Here is a 21280-nt window from a genome sequence, read left to right on the forward strand (position 1 = left end):
ACACAAAAAACAAAAAAACAATAATAATCTAATAAATTCATTTAGTTTTGAAATCTTTCTGCTGCAACAAACGTATAAAGTATAAGACATTTTGTTATATGAGCTACGATCCCACAACCATCCGTTAGTCCTACAGGCGTTCCTTCACCAATGATTCCAAGATTATCAAGCGATCATAGGAGGTAAAAAAATGATTGTATCTGTTAAGGATGTTCACAAGTCATTTGGTAAACAGAAAGTGCTGGACAATGTCTCATTCAGTATTCCGGAGCCAGATATTGTTGCGCTCGTTGGTCCAAATGGCTCAGGAAAATCGACTTTGATGAACGTGATGACACATATTCTGAAAATGGACGAAGGGTCAGTTACAATTTTGGGCAAATCAAACACAGACCCTAATATTTTTCGTAATATGTCTTTTATGCAGGATCATTCTGTTCTGTACGATTATTTGACGGGCTATGACCATCTTCAGTTTATTGGCGATGTGCAGGGGCTTTCTCGACAACAGATTCTTAATACGGCCGAACGTGTTGGCATGACGGCATATTTAAATAAAAAAACAGCTGCATACTCACTCGGTATGAAGCAGCATTTGCTGTTAACGATGGCGCTTGTGAATGATCCGAAGTTGCTCATACTGGATGAGCCACTCAATGGGCTAGACCCGTCGAGTCAGATTCGGGTTCGTCAATTATTGAAGACGCTGTATCAAGAAGGTACAACCATATTATTATCCTCACACAACCTCGCTGAGATTGATCGATTAACGTCACACATTCTCTTTTTAAAGGATGGTCGCCTCATAAAAGAAGATATGTCTGAGCATGAGCAGGTTTTTTATGAGCTAACCGTTGATCGTCCTGAACAAGCGGTAGCGACGCTTCAAAAGACGACAGTGACAATTGAAAAAATAGCGGAGAATAGTTTGCGAGTATGTCTAGGTGACACACCTGTCCATCAGTTGTTTCAAAGTTTAAAAGACGGTCATGTCACGGTGCATGATATTAATAAAAAAGTCGCTGGATCTGAAGAACGGTATCGAACAATTTTCACTAAAGCGGGGCAGCGCGAATGAAGGCTCTTAAATTTGAATTGAAGAAAATATGGAGACAGAAGAAGCTGCTTTGGTTGTTGCTTATTATTGTGTTACCGACCGTATATTTGTATCAATACCATGTTCCACAGCCGGCTGAATATGCCCAAAGCCTCAAATCAAAGACGGAATCGTATCAATCGCAAGTGGCTCGGGTTGATCAAGAACTTGATATTAAAAAATTTAGCGATCAATTAGATGAACAGGGATTAAACCACTCAAAGCTCATTAAAGATGTAAGAGCTGCTCTAAGTGAATGGGTGTTAGAGATTAATCAAGAGAACTGGATGGCTGTACCCAAGAAAGAAGCAGCGTTTTTAGAAGCCTTAACGACGTTTAAAGAAGCGGGCGGCGTGCTTCCTGAGCTGGGGGGAAAGGAACTAGATGTTGAGCGCCAGAAGAATGCATGGATGCTCGTGCATGATTTGCCATATGAAGATGAACAGCATCCGATTTCACCACATTTGTTTATGAAAGAAGCAGGTAGTTGGTTATTTGGCTTAGCAGGTGTGGTTGTATTGCTTTTATTTTTTGGCCATACATTAGTAGTCGAAAAAGAACAGCATACGTGGTTGACGTTAAGGACGCAGCCCATTCAAGTGTCAAAACACATGATCGCTAAATTCACGAGTTTATTAATGGTACTTTCTGTGTATGTTGGATTAGTCATTGGCTTATCATTGCTCGTTTCAAAGCTGTTTGGTGCCGGCGCTTTATATACAGCGTATCCACATGTTCTCTCAAGTGGAACTGACATCTATATTATGACGAGTCTTGAGCACGTCGTTCGTACAATGGTATTGTTTGTCGGTGTAGGTATGTTTGTGTTTGCTTTAAATATACTTGCTGCAACTTGGATCAAGCATGTGTTCACCTCGTTTCTGATCGTCTTTTCAATTCTCGGAGTAGGTTTATTTGTAACGGATTTCTTTCCTGTGCTCCAATCTCCTGTCAACCCGTTTCAACATCTCCGTTTCACTGATGTTTTAGCGGGGATACCACAGGAGACGGATTGGCTTTATCCAGCTTTTGCGCTTGTATGGAGTGTTGTATTGGTTAGTCTTGCGATTGTGTTGCCAGAAAGTGAGCGTACTTTACTTGGTGGGCGTGTTTTTAAACCGCCATTTCGTTCTGGGCACACACGGCGATCAAATGGCTCAATGATCAGTAACGTATTCGTGTTTGAGTGGCGTAAGTTGCTGCGGTGCGGTCAATTTTTTCGTGTCTTAGCTGTCCTTTGCTTAGCAATCATCATGAGTTATGCTCTCATTTCTTATGAAGCAGAAACGAAAGCGCGCACGTATATGGCTAGTCTTGAAGCGTATCTCAACGCAATTGAATTAGAAATAAAAGATATTGAGGAATTGATCGGGTCTTCAGGAAAACAACCAGATGGAAAAAATGAACAAGTTGACCGAACACCTGAACAATGGATGACAGCCTTAAAGACAATTATGATGTTGGGCGAGAAGGCTTTGGATAGCTATAATTCTGGTAATACGAAGCCGTTAGCGGACTATCAATTGTTTCACAACAACATGCTTGATAACTCGAAGGGACCAATTTTGTTTGGTTTTGAATCGTATGGACGATTTGGGATTGAGGCAAGTATTGCAGAGAAAGAGTGGCTCGTTAAACACGACATCCAACCGTTACTTCCCGGTGACTTTATGACGAATATCCATGAGCAGTGGCAAGAAAACGATCCGCTTGAACAGGTTAAAAGGGAAAAATTTAAAGAAGAAAATACAAAAGTAAGCGACAGTGGCTTGTATAGCTTATACATGTTTTTTGAGAGATATGGTTATTTATTGCCGATCGTTTTACTCTTGTTTTTGTTGGGGGCAGGTTTTGCTGGTGAACAGGGTAAAAAACGACCACTTCATTATGTGCAAACACAGCCCGTAACAGATCATGCAATATTGTATGGGAAAATTATTCATGTGGTATTGATCATTACGTCGGTTATTGCTGGGCTCGGTCTATTGATCGTGCTCATTGGAACGCTATTTAATCGTTTCGGTGATTGGCTATATCCGATTTTACATTATGATACGCGCCAAGCGTCAACAGCACCTGGGTATGAAGGCACGTTAACTGAATTTGGAAACTACGGCTTTCATTTTATCTCGCTCGGTGATTTTATACTTCGTGAGCTCCTGCTGCTTTACCTATTGACTGTGCTCGTCGTGATCGTATCTATTGTTGTGTCCGTATTCTTTAAACGGATATTCAATGTTTTTCTGATGACAGTGCTTATCTTTGTTGGTGGATTTGTCTTGACACAAACACTGTTAGAGGGATTTACTTACTTATCGCCTTTTACGTATGTTGATATTAACCGCGTGGTGAACGGGGAGATTGCGACACAACTCGATCAACCTCTTGTTCATTGGATGGTAGGTAGTGCTGTACTCCTCATCGCCACCGTCTGTGTCATGATCATCGGTCACATCGGTTTAAAGTATAAAAAAAGAGGTTGACCAATGCGTCATTCAACGCCTACCTTCATGAATGGGTAGGCGATCTTTTTTTGTCTTTTAGCATACTTTGATCACCAAAATGACGTATATATATTGCATGATGACAAATATTGTTATATGATGATATCAGATGATAAGGAGGGAGCCGCTATGGGCTTGTTTAAAAAAAGGGCTGTACAGGATGAACGTGTCGTTAACATGAAGAATAAGATTTATGCTGAATTGTATATTTTAATCTTGGTGATTTGTGCCGCATCGGTCGTAATCAAGCGTTTTGTATATGAACCGGGTTTTGAGCATATATCCACTGAGCTGACCATTTTAATTGCGGGCGGTCTGTATTATACGTATCGCTCAGCTAAGCTCGGTGTGTTTTCTGCAGAGGTTGAATTGCATGACCGTCAAAGCAAATGGTCCATGCAGAAGAAAAACCTCGTAATGAGCATCGGTCTAGGTGTCGTCATTGCGCTTGCTTTCGGAATTAATAGTGCGGTTCAATATGCAGAAGGCTTTGCCCAAAGTGTTTATTACTTTCTGTTGACAGCTTTTGGATCTCTCATGATTTATTTACCCGTTTTCATCATGCTGCTTGTGGTCGGAAGTGAGCTTGCCAAACGAAAAAGTGAGCGAGAGATTGACAAGATGCTTGGTGATGACGATGAAAAATATTAAGTTGAAAATGGCGCGGGTTGAGCATGACTTATCACAGGCTGAGCTGGCTGAGCGTGTCGGTGTGTCACGTCAGACGATTGGCCTCATAGAGTTAGGAAACTATAACCCTACTTTAAAGCTATGTCTCGCAATCTGTCATACGTTAAACAAAACGCTCGACGACTTGTTTTGGCAGGATGCCGAGTGATGCTTGAGGAGGGTGTTATTTACAGAATGGTCATCGCTATGCCATAATATGAGTATTATAGATGTCAAAAATCTTGAACAAGTGAGGAATCAGCCGATGAAACGTGTATATACTGGAAAAACAAAGGATGTTTACGAACTTGATAATGGCCATTATTTACTGCAATTCAAAGATGATGTCACCGGTGAAAATGGGGTATTCGATCCAGGTGCTAACACAGTCGGCTTATCGATAGAAGGTGCAGGAAAGGCTGGATTACGGCTGACGACTTATTTTTTTGAGAAATGTCATGAACACGGTATCCCGACACACTTTGTGGATTCCGATATTGAAGCGCGAACGATGACGGTTGTGCCTGCTTCCGTATTTGGAGACGGTCTTGAAGTAATTTGTCGTTTTCGGGCTACAGGTAGTTTTATGAGGCGTTATGGCAAATATGCGCAGGAAGGTCAAACGCTGGATGCATTCGTGGAAGTGACGCTTAAAGACGATGATCGTCAAGATCCACCAATTAGTGCGGATGCGCTTGATATGTTAGGGATTTTAACGAAGGATGAGTACGCGGTATTAAAGCAGCGCACGCAGGAAATTGCTCAGGTCGTTAAAGCAGAACTTGATCAAAAAGGCATCGATTTATATGATATTAAACTGGAATTCGGTCGGGATCAGGATGGACAAATCATCTTGATTGATGAGATTTCCGGGGGGAATATGCGCGCGTATTACAATGGTGCGTATGTCGAGCCGTTGAAGCTTACAGACATGATTGTTGGGTTATAAAAAACGTGCAAGAGCTGCGGAACCGATTACCGCAGCTCTTTTTTGTTTTACGCCATCATGCTCGCGATGATGTCATAGGAACGAAGGCGATCTTTCTGGCTATATGTTTGCTCGGTAATGATCAGCTCATCGGCACCTGTTTTTTCAATAAGGTCGGTTAAGCCGCGCTTTACGGTATCAGGTCCACCGACGATGATTGGTTGAATGCCATGCTCCGGTATGACACTTCCGCCCACGCCTTCGTAGTCTGAAACGTCACCAATAGGAGGTTGTAAACGTGTTGGCATGCCCCGCCTTAAATTGTCACGCATCTGTTGTTGCGAGGACGCAATCCACTGAGCGTGTTCATCGGTATCCCCGGCAATGACACTTGCGCCGAGCATGACATAGGGCTTAGCGAGTGTATCGCTCGGTTGGAAATTTCTTCTGTATATGTTCAGTGCTGGCAATGTATTTTCACCGGCAAAATGACTGGCAAATGAAAAAGGGCGGCCGGTTTCCGCGGCAAGTCGGGCGCTGAAGTCGCTTGAACCGAGTAGCCAAATTGGGATTTGTTCACCTTCACCAGGGATGGCTCGCACGCGAGATTCACCGGCGAAGTAAGCTTCTAGCTCTTCAATCTGTAAGGGAAAATCCTCGACACGTTGATGAAGCGTTCGTCTCAAGGCGTGAGCGGTGATTTGGTCGGTACCAGGCGCACGACCGAGCCCGAGATCAATGCGGTTTGGATAAAGACTTGCCAATGTGCCGAACTGTTCTGCAATGACAAGGCTTGCGTGATTTGGTAGCATGACCCCACCTGAGCCGATTCTAATCTGTTCGGTTTGTCCGGCCAAGTGACCCATCACAACTGATGTTGCTGAGCTGGCAATACCGGGGTGATTATGATGTTCAGCGACCCAGTATCGGTTGAAGCCCCATTTATCGGCATGCCGCGCGAGATCAGCACTCGCTTCAAGAGATGCTTGAGCACTGCCGTCTTCTATGACAGGAACAAGGTCAAGTATTGATATGGCCGTGTCATTAAGCTTTTTTTGACCTGACGTTCTATATAATGGTAATGCATCCATCTGAATCAGTCCTCCTTAAAGGCAATATACCTTTACAGAAGAAAGAAGACCAATGATCGGCTCAATATCATTCGACACTACTCGGGGAATGACAGGCAGCGAAAAAACATAAAAAAACAGCTAGAGCACAACGCTCTAGCTGTTTTAATACCTAAAATTATAGTGCGGAGTAGCCACCATCGATTGGTAGTTCTGCACCTGTAATGTAAGCAGCTTCATCACTAGCAAGGAAGAGGATAGCGTTCGCAACTTCTTCTGGCTTACCTAGACGCTGTAGTGGAGTCATCGCATTGATGCGCTCGAGTGCTGCAGAGCTTGATTCTAGTGCTTCTGTCATTGGTGTTTGGATAACACCTGGGAATACGGCGTTAACACGTACACCAAAGCGGCCATATTCTGTTGCAGCTGCTTTTGACATAGCGCGAACAGAGCCTTTTGATGATGTATATGTGTTGAGACCCATACCGACCATTGCTGTAACAGATGATAGGTTAACGATGGATCCAGATTTAGCTTCAGCCATGTATGGAAGTGTATGCTTCATACCAATGAGTGTACCGAAGCCGTTAATTTTAAGCATTTTTTCCCATTCAGGATAGTCGATTTCACCAATTGTTTTTTCTGAGCTAATACCAGCATTGTTAATTAGAATGTCAATGCTACCAAACTCATCTTTAACATCCTTTAATAATGCTGTCCAATCTTCCTCAGAAGTAACGTCTAATTTCTTGCCGTGAATCCCATCGTTTTCGCTGATTTTGTCTAATGCTGCTTGGTTAATGTCTGCGGCAACAACTGTTGCACCTTCTGAACGGAATAATTTAACGATACGTTCACCGATCCCGGATGCGCCACCTGTTACGATTGCTACTTTGTCTTGAAGTCTTCCCATGTTTTGTTCCTCCTTGACATAAATTGGATAAGTGTTTTAACCAGTTTATTATATCATATACAGTGTAAAACGCACGTTATCTGCCTATTTGTCACTATTTGTTCGATAATTGTCTTCTTACCTCTTTTGAGCAGGAGATATCATATTATATTGACTTTTCCATACATACTATTTATAGTACATGTAACGAAAATTAAACGTACAATAAAATTTCATCATTGATTTTAATGGGGGGCAAATGATGACGCGCATATATTCGGTGCATGACTTAAAACGGGTGGCACGACAAGAGTTAGAGCCGCCTCCTTGTGATCAAACACTCCAAGTAAAGGTGCATGAAGCATCAGATGGCATTGCTCAAGGCGTATGGACGGTCGACCATCAATATATCAACGGGCTCGGTGTAGCGATGGGAGGCTTTCTAGCGTCTGCTGCCGATATTATGATGGCCTATGCGATCACTTCCCGTTTAAGTGATGACCAGGGATTCGCATCCATCGATTTACAGACGACCTTTCACCGCCCGACTGTTCAAGGTGAAGTGGAAATTGAAGCACGTGTAGAACGCCTCGGTCGAAAACTGGCTTATCTTGTGGCGGATTTACACCAACATGACAAGAAAGTAGCCTCTTGCGTATCATCTATGCTCATTACATCAAACGAATAAGCATTATTAGGAAGGGGGAGGAAAAATGATCTATACATATAACCATCACACACCCAAGATAGATGAAGCGGTTTATGTTGCGGATGGGGCAAAAGTGATTGGTGACGTTGAAATAGGCGCGTATTCGAGTGTCTGGTTCAATGTCGTCATTCGCGGCGATGAAGGCACAATTCGTATAGGAGAAAGGTGTAATATTCAAGAGAATTCAACGTGTCATTTATACGAACAATACCCGCTGACACTTGAAGACAATGTATCAATTGGACATAACGCCATCGTCCACGGCTGTACACTTCGGGAAGGTGTTCTCGTTGGGATGGGTGCAACGGTTCTTGATGGTGCAGACATTGGTGCTTATTCAATTATCGGTGCGAACACACTCGTACCTCCGGGTAAAACAATACCACCTCGTTCTCTCGTCCTCGGCTCACCTGGGAAGGTCGTACGGACGCTTACGGATGACGATATGGCAATGATTCAGGAAACGATCGATACCTACGTTACGAAAGGTCAACAATTTAAACAAGGCGCTATCTTCTCGGCAGTTAGCGACGAAACGTTATAACCCAATAAAAATCCGAACGATGATTCGTTATTTAACTTAATAACAATCATTGCTCGGATTTTTTCCTTTGTCCAAGCGGGTTTGTTCACTGTTTAATCGTATGTGGAATCTCCGCTTGATTAAACACCGTCTCAAAAAAACGTGTGGCATGCTCAGCGAGGAGTTGATAATAATCTGTAAATAGTGTTGCAGCCGAATCGCCGAGCCACTCATCTGGAAGTAATTCACGCGGCAAGCTCGGATCGACAAATAAAAACTTCCGGTATTGGTGAACGAGCAGGGCACATTTAACGAAGCATTGTTCGTCTGTGAGCGCGCCTCTTTTCATGCTGCTTTTGTCAATGACGTACTTTTGACTATACGTTTCTATAAACGTTGCATAGTGCTCGTTAATCTCATCTAAATTCCAGCATGTGTCAATCAGCTCTTGAGATGTCGCCATCCCTTCATAGGTTGCTTTAAAAAAAGATACATAAGAAGCGATATCATATTTTTTTATAAGTCCATTGACTTCTTGCTCTAATGGATTCGGTGTAATCCAGCAACTATTTGCCAGTAAACCAAAGCCACTCCAAACGAGCTCTTTTCTGAGTTCATCACGGAGGTGGCGTTTTTCCTCTGGGATGGTATAGACGAGCATGCGCCAGTGGCCGTCCCATTCAGGCGCCTCTGTTTTATAAATACGCTTTGATGCTTCCTCCATGCGAGCTTGGCCACGCTCAGTTAAGGCGTAATAGCTCTTATTGCCAACTTTCTTTGCTTGAATCCAGCCTTGCCGGTTCATTCGCGAAATAGCTGCGCGAACGGCCTGTTCATTATGACCAAAGGCTTGAAGTAATCGGATGAGGCTCCCAATCCAGACGACATTTCCGCAATGCCTGATGTAGTCGCCGTATAGGGTGAATATCATTGAGCGGGTATTAAATTGCTTTTCCATGTGGGGTGAATCCTTTCTTTTCTAAGTTGAGCAACGTCTATTGTACCATATTATGCTCCAGACATGATTATAAATTGACGTTCAAACAAAAAACGTCATATATTAATTTTTCTCCGAATATTTATATCATAAAAAGGCTTTATAAAAGGGATTTAGTATATTTTTAAACAATTTTAAACGTTTGTTGTTTTTAAAATACACGCTTGCCTAATGTATAACGTTTTGATATGATATCGTTAAATAAACGTCATGGAGGTTGGGTTATGTACAATTATGTGGAAGATGGTGATTCGCCAGCTCGTGCTCATGCAGAAGGGGACGAGGCAAAATATGACGCATTCATGACCCGAATTGAAGCAGGTGACAAGATTGAGCCAGATGATTGGATGCCAGATGACTACCGCCAGGCATTAATTAAATTGATTTCGATGCATGGCATGAGTGAAATTATGGGTGCATTACCTGAGAAGGAATGGGTTCCAAAAGCACCGACATTAAGGCGTAAGCTCGGTATTATGGCAAAAGTGCAGGATGAAATGGGCCATGGACAGCTGCTGCTTAGGGTAGCTGAAGATTTAATGGCGCCGTATGGCAAGACACGCGAGGATTTAATTGAAGATTTGCTCGCTGGTCGACTCAAGTTTCATAACGTGTTTCATATGCCAACGAAAACGTGGGCAGATGCCGGAATGGTCGGCTGGCTTGTCGATGGTGCAGCAATTATTTCGCAAACAAATATGCTTGATGCGTCATATGGCCCTTATCAACGCGCGCTGCAGCGCATTTGCCAAGAGGAAGTGTTTCATGCACAGCACGGAGAGTCCATTATTATGGCGTTGGCAGAAGGTACAGACGAACAGCGTGCCATTCTTCAGGATTCGCTTAATCGTTGGTGGGAAGCGTTACTCATGTTCTTTGGACCGGCATCTGCCGAAACAACCGGTTCGTCAAAACAGGACATTATGATTAAATATAAGATCCGTAAAAGCTCCAATGAAGAATTGCGCCAAGCATTTCTTGATAAATATTTACCACGTGTCTTTTCGTTAGGGCTGACTGTACCAGATGAGACGGTACATTATGATGATAAGCAGGAACGGTGGATTTACAAGCAGCCAGATTGGGCGCGGTTTAAAGACATTATTGCCAATAAAGGACCACGATCTCAGGAGCGGTTGACATTAAGAACGATCGCTTATGACCATAATCGGTGGGTGCGTCAGGCGTTAGCCCGATAGCTCGCGCGGAAGGATAGGAGGATGAGAAATGAGTGATGAAACACCCTTTTATCAGGAATACGAGGTGTTTAGTAAAAGAAGTCATAAAACACCACTCCAGTACCAATTTAGCCTCCTTGCGCCAAATGATGATATGGCATTGTTCATGGCTCAGGAGAATTTCATGAGGCGTCAGGATGTTGTCGATATTTGGGTCGTGCCGAGGCAGGCGGTCAGATCATTGACATCTGAAGAGCGCCAGAAATTAACGCAACGCCTCGATAACAAGGATTATCGGACGACGAAGGGATACGGCTATTTAAGGAAAAAATGGCGGGAAAAAGAACAAGGCATGCTCGATGAAAAAGAAATCATGTCGTGGAAAGAGGTGAAGAAAACGTGACACAACCTATTACCTCGGCAGATCAAGCGCAGGAGAATGTAGCTTATTTAAGAGCGCTAAAAGAACTCCTTTATCAGCTGGCAGATGATGATTTCATCATTGCCTTTCGTGGGTCAGAGTGGCTTGGTCTTGCACCACACATTGAAGCTGATGTCGCCTTTTCTTCTATCACTCAAAACACGATGGGGCATGCGGTTATGTTCTATGAATTACTTGAGGCGCTAGGAGAAGGGAAAGCTGACAAAATTGCCCATGAACGTCTTCCTCATGAACGTCGCAATGCCGTTTATTTTGAACGACAGAACGGAGATGGACAGTATTGGGAAGAGCCTTATTATGATTGGGCGCTAGCTGTTGTACGTCAGCTCCTTTATGACACGTTTAAAAAAGTTAAATTGGAAGCGATTACAAACTCGTCCTATAAACCACTTGCGGCTGCCGCTGAGAAGGTATTGCTGGAGCAAAGCTATCATCTTGCTTATTGGCGTATGTGGCTGGAGCAGCTCCAAAATGCCAATGCCGATGCACGAAGTCGAATTCAACAACGGATTGAGGAAGCGTGGAGCTGTATTGGGGATGTGCCTGTACTGGGCGAGGAAAAGGATGCGATGGAACATTATGCCCTCGTCTCAAGTGAATCCGATTTAAAGGCAGCTTGGCTCAGAGCTGTAACTGCCATCATCGACACACCTCCTAACAGGCCATTTGGACAAGAGCTCGGAAACGGAAGAATCGGTGAGCATACGGCAGATCTTCATCAAGCCATCGATACGTTTGCCGAAGTGTACAACAGTGACAGGAAAGCCGTTTGGTAAAAGGTGAAGGAGGGGGATGCGGATGACGGAAAAAACAAAACGAAACGCCGTGGAAGCCGTGTTGAAGACAGTGGATGACCCTGAATTGCCGTCTGTAAGCGTCTGGGATCTCGGGATGGTGCATAAGGTAGACATGATCGGTGAACAGGTACAGGTGACAATGATTCCAACGTTTTCGGGCTGTCCAGCTTTGCAATTTATTGAGCGGGATGTGCAAGCAGCGGTTGAACAACTGGCATGGGTCGAGCGTTGTGATGTTGCCTTTTCCATGGACATTCCTTGGACGACGGACACCATTACAGAAGAAGGAAAACAACAGCTCAAAAAACATGGCATATCACCACCACCCGAATATTACGAGCCCGGAGAGCCGTGGACGGTAGATTGTCCATATTGCGGCTCTGGATATACATCGATGGAAAATGTATTTGGGCCGACTGCCTGTAGAAGTATTTTATATTGTATGTCATGTCGCAATCCATTTGAGGCGATGAAGCCGGTCGTACGAACTCGAAAAACGCTGACACAACCATTTTAAATAAAAGGGGAGACTTAATGTGGTTAAATTAATCGCACTGTACAAACAACCTGAGGATCAAAAAGCATTTGATGACCATTATTTTAACGTTCATACACCACTTACGAAAAAAATACCAGGACTAAGGGATATGAAGGTGACGAAAATTGTCGGCTCACCAATGGGGAAGAGTGATTACTATTTGTTATGCGAGATGTATTATGACGATCACGAATCGCTCAAAGCAGCCATGAAAACAGATGAAGGTAAGGCATCCGGAAAAGATGTGATGCAATTCGCCGGCGATTTGGTCACGCTAATGATCGGCGAGGATATCGATGGCTGAGCATCGCCTTATTAAAGCCCTTGTAACAGAAGATATTGGTGTTATTGAGCTTCATCGACCTGACCGCCTTAATGCTCTCAACCGACAAATGGTTGCTGAGATTCGTGAGCAAGCAGAGGCATTTGATCAGGATGAAACGATTCGAATCATCGTTTTAAAAGGGGCGGGGCGGTCGTTCGCGGCTGGTGCTGATATCGGTGAAATGATGACAGAAACACCGCTGTCAATGGAAATAGCTGATCCGTTTGCGGATTGGGATCGCTTGCGTCAAATTAAAAAGCCACTGATCGCATCTGTTCACGGCTTTGTTTTAGGCGGCGGCTTTGAATTGGCACTTCACTGTGATCTCATCATTGCAGCGGAAACGACTGAATTTGGTTTTCCGGAGATAAAGCTCGGTGTCATGCCAGGTGCTGGGGGCACACAACTGCTCACACACGTTATGGGACGCCGTAAAGCATTAGAATGGCTGTTGCTTGGAACGTCAATGACGGCTCAGGAAGCCCATCATTTTGGCATTGTTAATCGCACCGTTGCTGATGAGATGCTAGAAGAGGAGACGATGCGTTTCGCGCAAGCCTTAGCGAAGCAGCCGCCTCTCTCAGTTCGCTTTATTAAAGAAGCGGTGCATAGAGTTGAAAACATTGAGGATGGCCTTTTACTAGAGCGAAAAAATTTTTATTTGTTATTTAATTCAGCAGATCAAACAGAGGGCATGCAGGCGTTTTTGGATAAACGTCCACCATCATTCAAAGGAGAGTGACCGATGCACCTTGAAGAAATGGAAACGATCCGGTATGAACGAGCTGACGGAATTGCGACGATCACGTTAAATCGTCCGCAAGCGTTCAACGCGTTTACACCAACAATGAATCAGGAGATCATCAAAGCGCTTAAGGACGCGACTAAAGATGCTGCTGTGCGAGCGATTGTAATCACTGGTCAAGGACGGGCGTTTTGTGCTGGTGAGGATTTAGGTGGTGTTGATGATGAAACCGATCATGCGGCATTTTTAAGGGAACGGTATCATCCGATGATGCGTCTCATCAAAGAAACACCAAAACCGATTATTGCCGCCATTAATGGAACGGCTGCTGGTGCGGGGATGAGTCTCGCGCTGGCCGCTGACTTTCGACTCGTCAAGGCAGATGCCAAGCTCATCAGTGCATTTATGAATATCGGGCTCATTCCTGATTCTGGTTTTTTATATGAACTGCCACGTCTTGTCGGCTATGCTAAAGCATTGGAAATAGCTGTCTTGGGAGAATCTTTATCTGGGCAAGACGCTTATGATATTGGCTTAGCAACAGAAGTGTTTTCAGCAGACGAGTGGGAAGAAAAGGTTCAGTCCTTCAGTCATGCATTGGCGCAAAAACCGACGAAGGCTTTTTCGCTTATCAAACGATATATGATGGATGGCATGCATGAAGCCTATGAGGTCATGCTGGAAAAAGAAGCACAAGCACAGCGTATCGCTGGAAAATCAGCGGATCATACAGAAGGATTGCAGGCATTTAAGGAAAAGCGCGAAGCACAATTTACAGGTCAATAGACGAATAGAGTGAGATTAAAAGCTTTAAAGGAGGAGAAACATATGGCAGAAACGACTACAAAGGATGTCGTCACTGAAGTTGGCACAATGAAACGGTCGCATTATGGAATGATTATTAACGGAGAACGAACAGAGAGTGTGTCGGAAAACAAATACGACACTCATAACCCAGCGACAGGTGAGGTGCTCGCCACTGTTGCAAAAGCGAACGAAGCGGATGCAGAAAAGGCTGTGCAGGCGGCCCGCAACGCATTTGATCACGGAAAATGGCGTAAGTATCCGGTTGGGAAACGATCACGCGTTTTAAATCAGATTGCTGCGATTATGCGTGAGCGCTTTAAAGACCTCGTCGAGATGGAGGTCTTGAACAGCGGTAAATCTGTTGGTGCTGCCACTGTTCAGATTAACCAAGCCATTGAAGATTTTGAGTTTTATGCTGGTGCGATCGTTGGTCACCGTGGCACCGTGAACAATATGCCGTACGGATTTTTTAATTATACACATAAGGAACCCGTTGGTGTCTGTGCACAAATTATTCCGTGGAATTATCCCATGATGATGGCAGCGTGGAAAATTGCCCCTGCCATTGCGGCAGGCTGCTCTGTCGTTGTGAAACCGGCAAGTCTTACCCCAATTACTGCTCTATTAATCAATGAAATTTGTCATGAGGCAGGTGTCCCCGAAGGTGTCGTGAATACAATTCCTGGTTCGGGGGCGGTTGTGGGTGATTATCTCGTTGACCATGAGGCTGTTGATAAAGTCGCATTCACAGGCTCAACACCGATCGGTAAAGACATTATGGCAAAAGCATCTCGTACATTAAAGCGTATCACGCTAGAGCTTGGTGGCAAGTCACCAAATATTGTGTTTGATGATGCAGATATGGAGGCGGCTGTTGCTGGTTCACTCTTTGGCATTTACTTTAATACAGGTCAATCATGTGAGGCGCGCTCCCGGATGTTTGTCCATGATTCGATCTATGATACGTTCATAGAGCAATTTGTTGCGAAAACGAAGAAGCTCGTTCTCGGTGATCCATTTGATAAAGGAACTCATATTGGCTCGATTATTAGTCAGGAGCAGCTTGATGTCATCGATGGCTATGTACAATCTGCTGTTCAAGAAGGTGCAACCATTTTGACTGGCGGAAAAGCAGCTGAAGTAGAAGGCTTTGAAGGTGGATACTGGTATGAGCCGACGGTTATCGTTGATGTGACGCCTGACATGAAGGCGGTCAAAGAAGAGATATTCGGTCCAGTCGTCGTTGTTGAGCGATTTTCTGATGAAAAAGAGGTTATTAAGCGAGCGAACGACACGAAATACGGGCTCGGTTCCGCCATCTGGACGACGAATCAGGCGCGGGCAACGCGTGTCGCTCATCAAATTCAGGCGGGAATCGTCATGGTTAACAGTCCATTTTCTGCTTTTCCTGGAACGCCTTTTGGTGGATATAAGGAATCCGGCTTCGGACGTGAGCTTGCTGTTGAATCACTAGATTTATATATGGAAGACAAGAGCGTGCTTTCCTATTATGGCTCAAAGCCTCTTAACCCGTTCGGTGTTTAATCGAAAGCCAGAGATGAAAGAAGGTGTGTCATGGACATTCAACACGTTACGGTCATCGGGGCTGGTGTGATGGGGCGGGGCATCGCCTACGTCTCCGCCCTTGCTGGCTTTACAACAACATTGGTTGATGTAGCGACTGATCAGCTTGATGATGCTCAACAGCATATCGAGGCGTTAACGAAAAAAGGTCTAGACAGAGGAAAGTTGACTGAAAAAGCGGCGGAACACCTATTGGGAAATCTGAAGACGTCAACGGACATGCCAGCTTCTGTTGCTAAAAGTCAGCTCATTATTGAAGCTGTCCCTGAACAAAAGCACATAAAACAGCAGGTTCTTGAGACGGTCGGATCGCATGCCTCACTGGATTGTGTCATTGCCTCCAATACATCAACGATGAGTCCAACTGAATTAGCGTCCTTTACAAATCGACCAGCACAATTTGCTGTGATGCACTTTTTTAATCCAGTTCACCGTATGAAGCTCGTTGAAATTGTAAAAGGGCTAGAAACAACAGATGAGACCGTTACCGCGATTCGAGCTGCGGCGGAACAGATGGGAAAAGAGACGGTTGAGGTCAATGAATTTCCTGGATTTGTGACGAGTCGCATTAGTGCTCTTGTTGGTAATGAGGCATTTTATATGCTCCAAGAAGGTATTGCGACCGCAGAAGATATTGATAAGGCGATTAAGCTTGGCCTTAACTATCCGATGGGACCTCTGGAATTGGGCGATTTGGTTGGGCTTGATGCAAGGCTGAACAATTTAAAATACCTCCATCAAACGCTTGGAGAAAAATTTCGTCCCGCACCTTTGTTAGAAACGTATGTTAAGGCCGGGCGCTTAGGTCGAAAAACCGGACGGGGCGTATACGATTATAGAGAGAAGAACAGGGGGTGATCGCTTGAAGGACGTTGTCATTGTTGATGCTGTACGAACACCGATTGGTAGATATAAAGGTGCTTTGCGAGACATTCGCCCTGACGACATGGGTGCTCTCGTTATCAAAGCACTCATAGAACGGAATCCAACCGTTCCGGCTCCGATGATTGAAGACGTCGTACTCGGTAATGCAAATCAAGCTGGAGAGGATAATCGAAATGTCGCTCGCATGTCAGCCCTTCTTGCTGGCCTGCCTGTTCAAACAGGGGGAACGACGATTAATCGGCTGTGTGGCTCCGGCCTTGATGCGGTGCTTTATGCAGCCCGCGCCATTGCCCTTGGTGAAGGGGATGTATATATAGCAGGTGGCACTGAAAGCATGACACGTGCGCCGTTGGTGATGGCCAAACCAGACAAAGCGTTTCCTCGGGGGAATATGGAATTTTATGATACGACAATCGGCTGGCGCTTTACGAATGACCGGCTCAAAACGATGTACGGTGCAGAATCCATGCCAGAAACTGCAGAAAATGTGGCCCGTACGTTTCATATTTCTCGTGCCGCACAGGATGATTTTGCTTATACGAGTCAGATTCGTACAAAGCAAGCATTGGAAAGTAGTCAATTTAACGATGAGATCATTCCGATTGAATATGAGAATCAACGGGGAGAAACCGTGCGGATTGATGCTGATGAACACCCTCGCCCAGGGACGACGTTAGAAAAGCTTGGTCAGCTTCGTCCATTATTTGATGCGGGTACGATTACAGCGGGGAATGCGTCAGGGGTCAATGACGGTGCGAGTGCCCTGTTGTTAATGAGTGCTGACAAAGCAGTTGAACTCGGTCTGAAGCCGCTGGCAACGTATCGAACGAGTGCGGTTTCTGGAGTGGAACCGTCGCTCATGGGCATCGGTCCGATTGAAGCGACAAACAAAGCACTTGAGCGGGCCCACTTGTCGGTAGCAGATTTGGATTTAATTGAATTGAATGAGGCGTTTGCCGCACAAGCACTTGCCTGCATCCATGAGCTTGGCCTCGATCACAACAAGGTGAATGTAAATGGGGGCGCGATTGCACTCGGCCATCCGCTCGGTGCGAGTGGAGCGAGAATTTTAACAACGCTGCTCCATGAAATGAAACGGCAAGACAGCCGCTATGGACTCGCCACGATGTGCATCGGTGTTGGCCAAGGCATTGCGCTCATTGTTGAAAACCACTAGTAAACGTTGGAGTTTGAGGGGGGATCAAAATGTCAGTTGTCCATGTTGAAAATGAAAATCATATTACCCGCGTAACGATTAACCGCCCAGCTCAGCTTAACGCCCTTAATTATGAAGTGCTTAAAATTTTGAATGATACGATTGAAAGATTACATATCGATCCAAATGTCCATGTCGTAATTTTTACGGGGGCAGGTGATCGAGCCTTCAGTGCAGGAGCAGATTTAAAAGAAAGAAAAGAACTGAATGAACAGCAGGTGCGGCGCAATGTGAAGCTGATCAGTCATGTGTGTGAAGGCATCGCCAACCTGCCACAGCCGACAATCGCTGCGATTAATGGACATGCGCTAGGTGGTGGCTTCGAGCTGATGCTAGCGTGTGACTTTGCGGTAACTGTATCGGCCGCGACATTCGGACTGACTGAAACGAAATGGGGCATTATTCCTGGTGCTGGTGGTACCCAGCGGCTTCCACGTCTCATTGGAGCGATGAAGGCAAAAGAAATGATCCTAACCGCTCAAACCATTACCGCGCAGGAGGCAGAAGCATTGGGGCTCGTTCTTCGTGTCGTTGAGCTCGATCAGCTAAGCTCTGCGTGTAACACGTTAGCCGATTCGATTCTGAACAATGCACCAATCGCTGTTCGCCAGGCAAAATACGCCATCCATCATGGCATGAAAACAGACTTCACATCTGGCCTTGCAATTGAAGGGAAGGCGTATGACATAACGATTCCGACCGAAGACAGACGCGAAGCTCTCGAAGCTTTTTCTGAGAAAAGAGCACCTGAATTTAAAGGGCGATGAGTCAAGAGATGTGCCCACCGATATGATTCGAGTTTTCGCTGATAACGAGCACATTCTTGCCGATAAGTGAGCGGAATCCGCCGATACCGATCGCGTTCTTGCCGATAAGCGAGCATAAACCGCCGATACCGATTGCGTTCTCGCCGATAAGCGAGCAAAATCCGCCGATACCGATCGCGAACTCACTGATAAAACCGCCATAGCTACCAATAAGTGGACGCTCGTTTAATGTCGGTTTGTCGATTAACAGCACCAAACTTTAAAGGACGCTCACTAACACGACCTTACAGATTTTGAATTGTAAATTGTCATCCGACGTAGCACGATACCCTTTCAAAACTCGAAAAGGAGGGCATTCAATGTCTTTTATCAACCACATGCTCAAAACGAAATGGCCGATTATTCAAGGTGGAATGGGTAATATCAGTAATGCGCAATTAACAGCGGCTGTATCTGAAGCGGGTGGTCTCGGTACGCTCGGATGCGGCACTTTGCCACCAGACACAGTTGAAGCGATGATGATGCAAACGAAAGAAATGACGGATAAATCGTTTGCCGTTAATATTCCAATCAATGTCACATCACATACAGACACACTTATTGACCTCGTTATTCAGCATCACATACCTGTTGTATCCCTGTCGGCAGGCAATCCTGCTTCGATCATCCCACGTCTTAAAAATGCAGGGATTAAAGTTCTCGTCGTCGTCTCGTCTGTAAAACATGCAGTAAAGGCAGAAGCAGCCGGAGCAGATGCGCTTGTAGCGGAAGGCTTTGAAGCAGCAGGAATCAATTCTCCGCTTGAACTGACGACATTTACCTTAATTCCGCAAGTCGTCAAGCATGTCCGAGTGCCGGTAGTGGCGGCCGGTGGAATTGGTGACGGTAAGGGACTCGCAGCCGCACTTGCTCTTGGGGCAAGTGGTGTGCAAATCGGAACACGGCTCATTGCGACCAAAGAAGCGCCTTTTCACGCCGATTATAAACAAAAGATCCTTGAAGCAGAGGGGACAGATGCGATTGTTGTTGGACGATCTTTAGGTAAACCGCGCCGTGTTCTAGATACGCCCTATACGCGTCAGCTTAATGCTTCGGAGAAAGAAAACCTTACACTTGAACACTATGAAAACATAACCTCAGAGGCCTTTCATCTGAAGGGCGCCCTAGAGGGAAACGGTGAACAAGGGTTTATGAATAGCGGTCAGGTTGCTGGTTTAATTGATGCGATCCCCTCTGTTCACGAGCTGTTCTATGAAATGATGCAAGCCGCAAAAAATCAGCTTTCATCATTGACAAGTCAGTTTGAAAACATCGCTCATAACAAGTCTGATGAAGCTTCATTATCTTAGTTAGCGTTATGCAGCCCCAAATATAAGCGCTTCACAACGAAAAATCTGTTTCTGGAAAAATGTGCTTGATCATATCCTTTTAAAGGAGGTTAAAACGTGAGTGTGATGAATAATCCCGTGCAGCTACACGACGTTTCCGTTCTACAGAAAATGTCCGACCATGAGCAGGTGTTATTTTGTAATGATAAACATACTGGACTCCAAGCGATTATTGCCATTCACGATACGACGCTTGGACCAGCGCTTGGTGGATGTCGCATGCATCCCTATCGTACGGTCGATGAGGCTTTAACGGATGCTCTCAGATTAGCGGAAGGAATGACGTATAAATGTGCAGCGGCTGATGTTGATTTTGGCGGTGGAAAGGCTGTCATTATTGGGGACCCGGCTCAAGATAAGTCTCCTGCATTATTTCGGGCATTTGGTCAGTTTGTAGAATCACTCGGTGGGCGCTTCATTACTGGAACAGATATGGGAACGACAATGGATGATTTTGTTCAAGCGATGAAGGAGACACATCACATCGTTGGTGTACCTGAAGCATACGGGGGTGGCGGCGATTCTTCCGTTCCAACAGCTCAAGGCATTCTTTACGGACTCATGGCGACAAACCATATGTTGTTTGGACAGGATGATCTAAATCAAGCCACTTATGCTGTTCAAGGACTGGGAAAGGTTGGATCAAAAGTCGTTAGAGGTCTTCTTGAATCGGGCGCACATGTTGTTGTATCTGACGTCGTAACGGACAGAGCAACCCGCTTGCAAACAGAAACCGCGCATCTGCCCGGCACGATAGATGTGGTTGCTGACAATGATATATATCGACTGCAAACAGATATATTTGTCCCATGTGCCCTTGGTGGTGTCATTAATGATCAAACGATAGATCAATTGAGAGTGAAGGCTGTTGCAGGCTCGGCAAACAATCAGCTGGCAACAGATGATCATGGGAAGCAGCTTGCTGAACGCGGTATTTTATATGCACCGGATTACATTATTAATTCAGGAGGACTCATACAAGTAGCAGATGAATTGTACGGTGCGAATAAAGATAGAGTCCTATTAAAAACAAAAAACATTTATAACATGATGCGTGATGTGTATGAGCAAGCAGAAAAAGATCACATATCAACCGTAGAGGCGGCCAATCGAATTTGTGAAGATGTGTTGGCTTCACGAGCAAAGCAGAACAGCTTTTATACGCGGTCTATTCGACCGAAATGGAATTTGACTCGAACACGATCATGAATGGAGGCGAA

Annotated in this window: 24 protein-coding genes; 20 read left to right on the plus strand and 4 right to left on the minus strand. The window is 45.0% G+C overall.

Translation table 11 applies throughout. From position 1 onward, the window contains the following. Positions 1 to 190 precede the first annotated feature (190 nt). The 5 genes from HPC67_RS04515 (at position 191) to HPC67_RS04535 (ending at position 5218) form a co-directional block, all read left to right on the plus strand. Entirely contained in the window at positions 191 to 1078 is an 888-nt protein-coding gene (locus HPC67_RS04515; protein WP_217586278.1) for an ABC transporter ATP-binding protein, read from the plus strand. Further along, positions 1075 to 3579: a hypothetical protein gene (locus HPC67_RS04520; protein ID WP_217586279.1), complete on the plus strand. Its 2505-nt coding sequence runs from the start codon at positions 1075 to 1077 to the stop codon at positions 3577 to 3579. The genes HPC67_RS04515 and HPC67_RS04520 overlap by 4 nt, the downstream gene beginning before the upstream one ends. Before the next feature lie 150 nt (positions 3580 to 3729). Next, positions 3730 to 4251, plus strand: coding sequence for a DUF6773 family protein (locus HPC67_RS04525; protein WP_217586280.1), 522 nt, complete (start codon positions 3730 to 3732; stop codon positions 4249 to 4251). Beyond that, positions 4238 to 4438 (plus strand): helix-turn-helix transcriptional regulator, encoded by a 201-nt coding sequence (locus HPC67_RS04530; protein ID WP_217586600.1) that lies wholly within the window; start codon positions 4238 to 4240, stop codon positions 4436 to 4438. Before HPC67_RS04525 ends, HPC67_RS04530 begins: the two co-directional genes overlap by 14 nt. 96 nt (positions 4439 to 4534) lie before the next feature. After that, entirely contained in the window at positions 4535 to 5218 is a 684-nt protein-coding gene (locus HPC67_RS04535; RefSeq protein ID WP_217586281.1) for a phosphoribosylaminoimidazolesuccinocarboxamide synthase, read from the plus strand. Between the two features lie 47 nt (positions 5219 to 5265). Here HPC67_RS04535 and HPC67_RS04540 read toward each other — a convergent pair whose 3' ends face one another. After that, positions 5266 to 6288, minus strand: coding sequence for an LLM class flavin-dependent oxidoreductase (locus HPC67_RS04540; protein WP_217586282.1), 1023 nt, complete (start codon positions 6286 to 6288; stop codon positions 5266 to 5268). 157 nt (positions 6289 to 6445) lie between these two features. Further along, positions 6446 to 7180: an SDR family NAD(P)-dependent oxidoreductase gene (locus HPC67_RS04545; RefSeq protein ID WP_217586283.1), complete on the minus strand. Its 735-nt coding sequence runs from the start codon at positions 7178 to 7180 to the stop codon at positions 6446 to 6448. A gap of 241 nt (positions 7181 to 7421) precedes the next feature. Here HPC67_RS04545 and HPC67_RS04550 point away from each other — a divergent pair, with 241 nt between their 5' ends. Next, positions 7422 to 7847, plus strand: coding sequence for a PaaI family thioesterase (locus tag HPC67_RS04550; RefSeq protein WP_217586284.1), 426 nt, complete (start codon positions 7422 to 7424; stop codon positions 7845 to 7847). 25 nt (positions 7848 to 7872) lie between these two features. Then, positions 7873 to 8412 carry a gamma carbonic anhydrase family protein gene (locus tag HPC67_RS04555; RefSeq protein ID WP_217586285.1) on the plus strand — a complete coding sequence of 180 codons (540 nt, stop codon included), beginning with the start codon at positions 7873 to 7875 and terminating at the stop codon, positions 8410 to 8412. Positions 8413 to 8497: 85 nt separating this feature from the next. Here the strand turns inward: HPC67_RS04555 and paaX are convergent, their stop codons facing one another. Further along, positions 8498 to 9349: a phenylacetic acid degradation operon negative regulatory protein PaaX gene (gene paaX, locus HPC67_RS04560; RefSeq protein ID WP_217586286.1), complete on the minus strand. Its 852-nt coding sequence runs from the start codon at positions 9347 to 9349 to the stop codon at positions 8498 to 8500. 263 nt (positions 9350 to 9612) lie between these two features. Here paaX and paaA point away from each other — a divergent pair, with 263 nt between their 5' ends. The 11 genes from paaA to HPC67_RS04615 are packed head-to-tail and all read left to right on the plus strand — an operon-like array spanning position 9613 to position 18672. Next, positions 9613 to 10587 carry a 1,2-phenylacetyl-CoA epoxidase subunit PaaA gene (gene paaA / locus HPC67_RS04565; protein ID WP_217586287.1) on the plus strand — a complete coding sequence of 325 codons (975 nt, stop codon included), beginning with the start codon at positions 9613 to 9615 and terminating at the stop codon, positions 10585 to 10587. A gap of 28 nt (positions 10588 to 10615) precedes the next feature. Continuing rightward, entirely contained in the window at positions 10616 to 10969 is a 354-nt protein-coding gene (gene paaB, locus HPC67_RS04570) for a 1,2-phenylacetyl-CoA epoxidase subunit PaaB (protein ID WP_217586288.1), read from the plus strand. Continuing rightward, positions 10966 to 11784, plus strand: coding sequence for a 1,2-phenylacetyl-CoA epoxidase subunit PaaC (paaC, locus tag HPC67_RS04575; RefSeq protein WP_343327807.1), 819 nt, complete (start codon positions 10966 to 10968; stop codon positions 11782 to 11784). The genes paaB and paaC overlap by 4 nt, the downstream gene beginning before the upstream one ends. Before the next feature lie 22 nt (positions 11785 to 11806). Then, complete coding sequence (gene paaD / locus HPC67_RS04580; protein ID WP_217586290.1) at positions 11807 to 12322, plus strand: 1,2-phenylacetyl-CoA epoxidase subunit PaaD; 516 nt, start codon at positions 11807 to 11809, stop codon at positions 12320 to 12322. A gap of 19 nt (positions 12323 to 12341) precedes the next feature. Then, entirely contained in the window at positions 12342 to 12647 is a 306-nt protein-coding gene (locus HPC67_RS04585) for an EthD family reductase (RefSeq protein WP_217586291.1), read from the plus strand. Next, entirely contained in the window at positions 12640 to 13410 is a 771-nt protein-coding gene (locus HPC67_RS04590) for an enoyl-CoA hydratase/isomerase family protein (protein ID WP_217586292.1), read from the plus strand. Before HPC67_RS04585 ends, HPC67_RS04590 begins: the two co-directional genes overlap by 8 nt. A 3-nt stretch (positions 13411 to 13413) precedes the next feature. After that, entirely contained in the window at positions 13414 to 14199 is a 786-nt protein-coding gene (locus HPC67_RS04595; protein ID WP_217586293.1) for an enoyl-CoA hydratase/isomerase family protein, read from the plus strand. A gap of 42 nt (positions 14200 to 14241) precedes the next feature. Beyond that, on the plus strand, positions 14242 to 15765 hold the full coding sequence (locus tag HPC67_RS04600) for an aldehyde dehydrogenase family protein (RefSeq protein WP_246569717.1): 1524 nt from the start codon (positions 14242 to 14244) through the stop codon (positions 15763 to 15765). Between the two features lie 30 nt (positions 15766 to 15795). Then, positions 15796 to 16662: a 3-hydroxyacyl-CoA dehydrogenase gene (locus HPC67_RS04605; protein WP_217586294.1), complete on the plus strand. Its 867-nt coding sequence runs from the start codon at positions 15796 to 15798 to the stop codon at positions 16660 to 16662. Positions 16663 to 16666: 4 nt separating this feature from the next. After that, a complete protein-coding gene (locus HPC67_RS04610; protein ID WP_217586295.1) occupies positions 16667 to 17866 on the plus strand; it encodes a thiolase family protein in 1200 nt (399 codons plus the stop codon). Positions 17867 to 17895: 29 nt separating this feature from the next. Then, positions 17896 to 18672 (plus strand): enoyl-CoA hydratase-related protein, encoded by a 777-nt coding sequence (locus HPC67_RS04615; RefSeq protein ID WP_217586296.1) that lies wholly within the window; start codon positions 17896 to 17898, stop codon positions 18670 to 18672. Between the two features lies 1 nt (position 18673). On the opposite strand, the gene HPC67_RS04620 is transcribed toward HPC67_RS04615, so the two are convergent. Further along, complete coding sequence (locus HPC67_RS04620) at positions 18674 to 18928, minus strand: hypothetical protein (protein ID WP_217586297.1); 255 nt, start codon at positions 18926 to 18928, stop codon at positions 18674 to 18676. A gap of 103 nt (positions 18929 to 19031) precedes the next feature. Between HPC67_RS04620 and HPC67_RS04625 the strand changes: the two genes are divergently transcribed. Together HPC67_RS04625 and HPC67_RS04630 are read left to right on the plus strand one after the other, a co-directional pair. Next, entirely contained in the window at positions 19032 to 20021 is a 990-nt protein-coding gene (locus HPC67_RS04625; protein ID WP_217586298.1) for an NAD(P)H-dependent flavin oxidoreductase, read from the plus strand. 96 nt (positions 20022 to 20117) lie between these two features. Continuing rightward, the gene (locus HPC67_RS04630; RefSeq protein WP_425514299.1) at positions 20118 to 21269 is read left to right on the plus strand and encodes a Glu/Leu/Phe/Val dehydrogenase dimerization domain-containing protein; all 1152 of its coding nucleotides are present in this window, start codon (positions 20118 to 20120) and stop codon (positions 21267 to 21269) included. Positions 21270 to 21280: the final 11 nt, after the last annotated feature.

Source organism: Lentibacillus saliphilus (assembly GCF_019093865.1).
GTDB classification, from domain to species: Bacteria; Bacillota; Bacilli; order Bacillales; family Amphibacillaceae; genus Lentibacillus_B; species Lentibacillus_B saliphilus.

Bases quoted from the DNA above. Each gene is read 5' to 3' on its own strand.
- paaX (WP_217586286.1), bottom strand. From the start codon at position 9,349: ATGGAAAAGCAATTTAATACCCGCTCAATGATATTCACCCTATACGGC.
- HPC67_RS04530 (WP_217586600.1), top strand. From the start codon at position 4,238: ATGAAAAATATTAAGTTGAAAATGGCGCGGGTTGAGCATGACTTATCA.
- HPC67_RS04590 (WP_217586292.1), top strand. From the start codon at position 12,640: ATGGCTGAGCATCGCCTTATTAAAGCCCTTGTAACAGAAGATATTGGT.
- paaA (WP_217586287.1), top strand. From the start codon at position 9,613: ATGTACAATTATGTGGAAGATGGTGATTCGCCAGCTCGTGCTCATGCA.
- paaD (WP_217586290.1), top strand. From the start codon at position 11,807: ATGACGGAAAAAACAAAACGAAACGCCGTGGAAGCCGTGTTGAAGACA.
- HPC67_RS04600 (WP_246569717.1), top strand. From the start codon at position 14,242: ATGGCAGAAACGACTACAAAGGATGTCGTCACTGAAGTTGGCACAATG.
- HPC67_RS04595 (WP_217586293.1), top strand. From the start codon at position 13,414: ATGCACCTTGAAGAAATGGAAACGATCCGGTATGAACGAGCTGACGGA.
- HPC67_RS04540 (WP_217586282.1), bottom strand. From the start codon at position 6,288: ATGGATGCATTACCATTATATAGAACGTCAGGTCAAAAAAAGCTTAAT.
- HPC67_RS04515 (WP_217586278.1), top strand. From the start codon at position 191: ATGATTGTATCTGTTAAGGATGTTCACAAGTCATTTGGTAAACAGAAA.
- HPC67_RS04535 (WP_217586281.1), top strand. From the start codon at position 4,535: ATGAAACGTGTATATACTGGAAAAACAAAGGATGTTTACGAACTTGAT.
- HPC67_RS04555 (WP_217586285.1), top strand. From the start codon at position 7,873: ATGATCTATACATATAACCATCACACACCCAAGATAGATGAAGCGGTT.
- paaB (WP_217586288.1), top strand. From the start codon at position 10,616: ATGAGTGATGAAACACCCTTTTATCAGGAATACGAGGTGTTTAGTAAA.
- HPC67_RS04525 (WP_217586280.1), top strand. From the start codon at position 3,730: ATGGGCTTGTTTAAAAAAAGGGCTGTACAGGATGAACGTGTCGTTAAC.
- HPC67_RS04545 (WP_217586283.1), bottom strand. From the start codon at position 7,180: ATGGGAAGACTTCAAGACAAAGTAGCAATCGTAACAGGTGGCGCATCC.
- HPC67_RS04605 (WP_217586294.1), top strand. From the start codon at position 15,796: ATGGACATTCAACACGTTACGGTCATCGGGGCTGGTGTGATGGGGCGG.
- HPC67_RS04625 (WP_217586298.1), top strand. From the start codon at position 19,032: ATGTCTTTTATCAACCACATGCTCAAAACGAAATGGCCGATTATTCAA.
- HPC67_RS04550 (WP_217586284.1), top strand. From the start codon at position 7,422: ATGACGCGCATATATTCGGTGCATGACTTAAAACGGGTGGCACGACAA.
- HPC67_RS04615 (WP_217586296.1), top strand. From the start codon at position 17,896: ATGTCAGTTGTCCATGTTGAAAATGAAAATCATATTACCCGCGTAACG.
- HPC67_RS04520 (WP_217586279.1), top strand. From the start codon at position 1,075: ATGAAGGCTCTTAAATTTGAATTGAAGAAAATATGGAGACAGAAGAAG.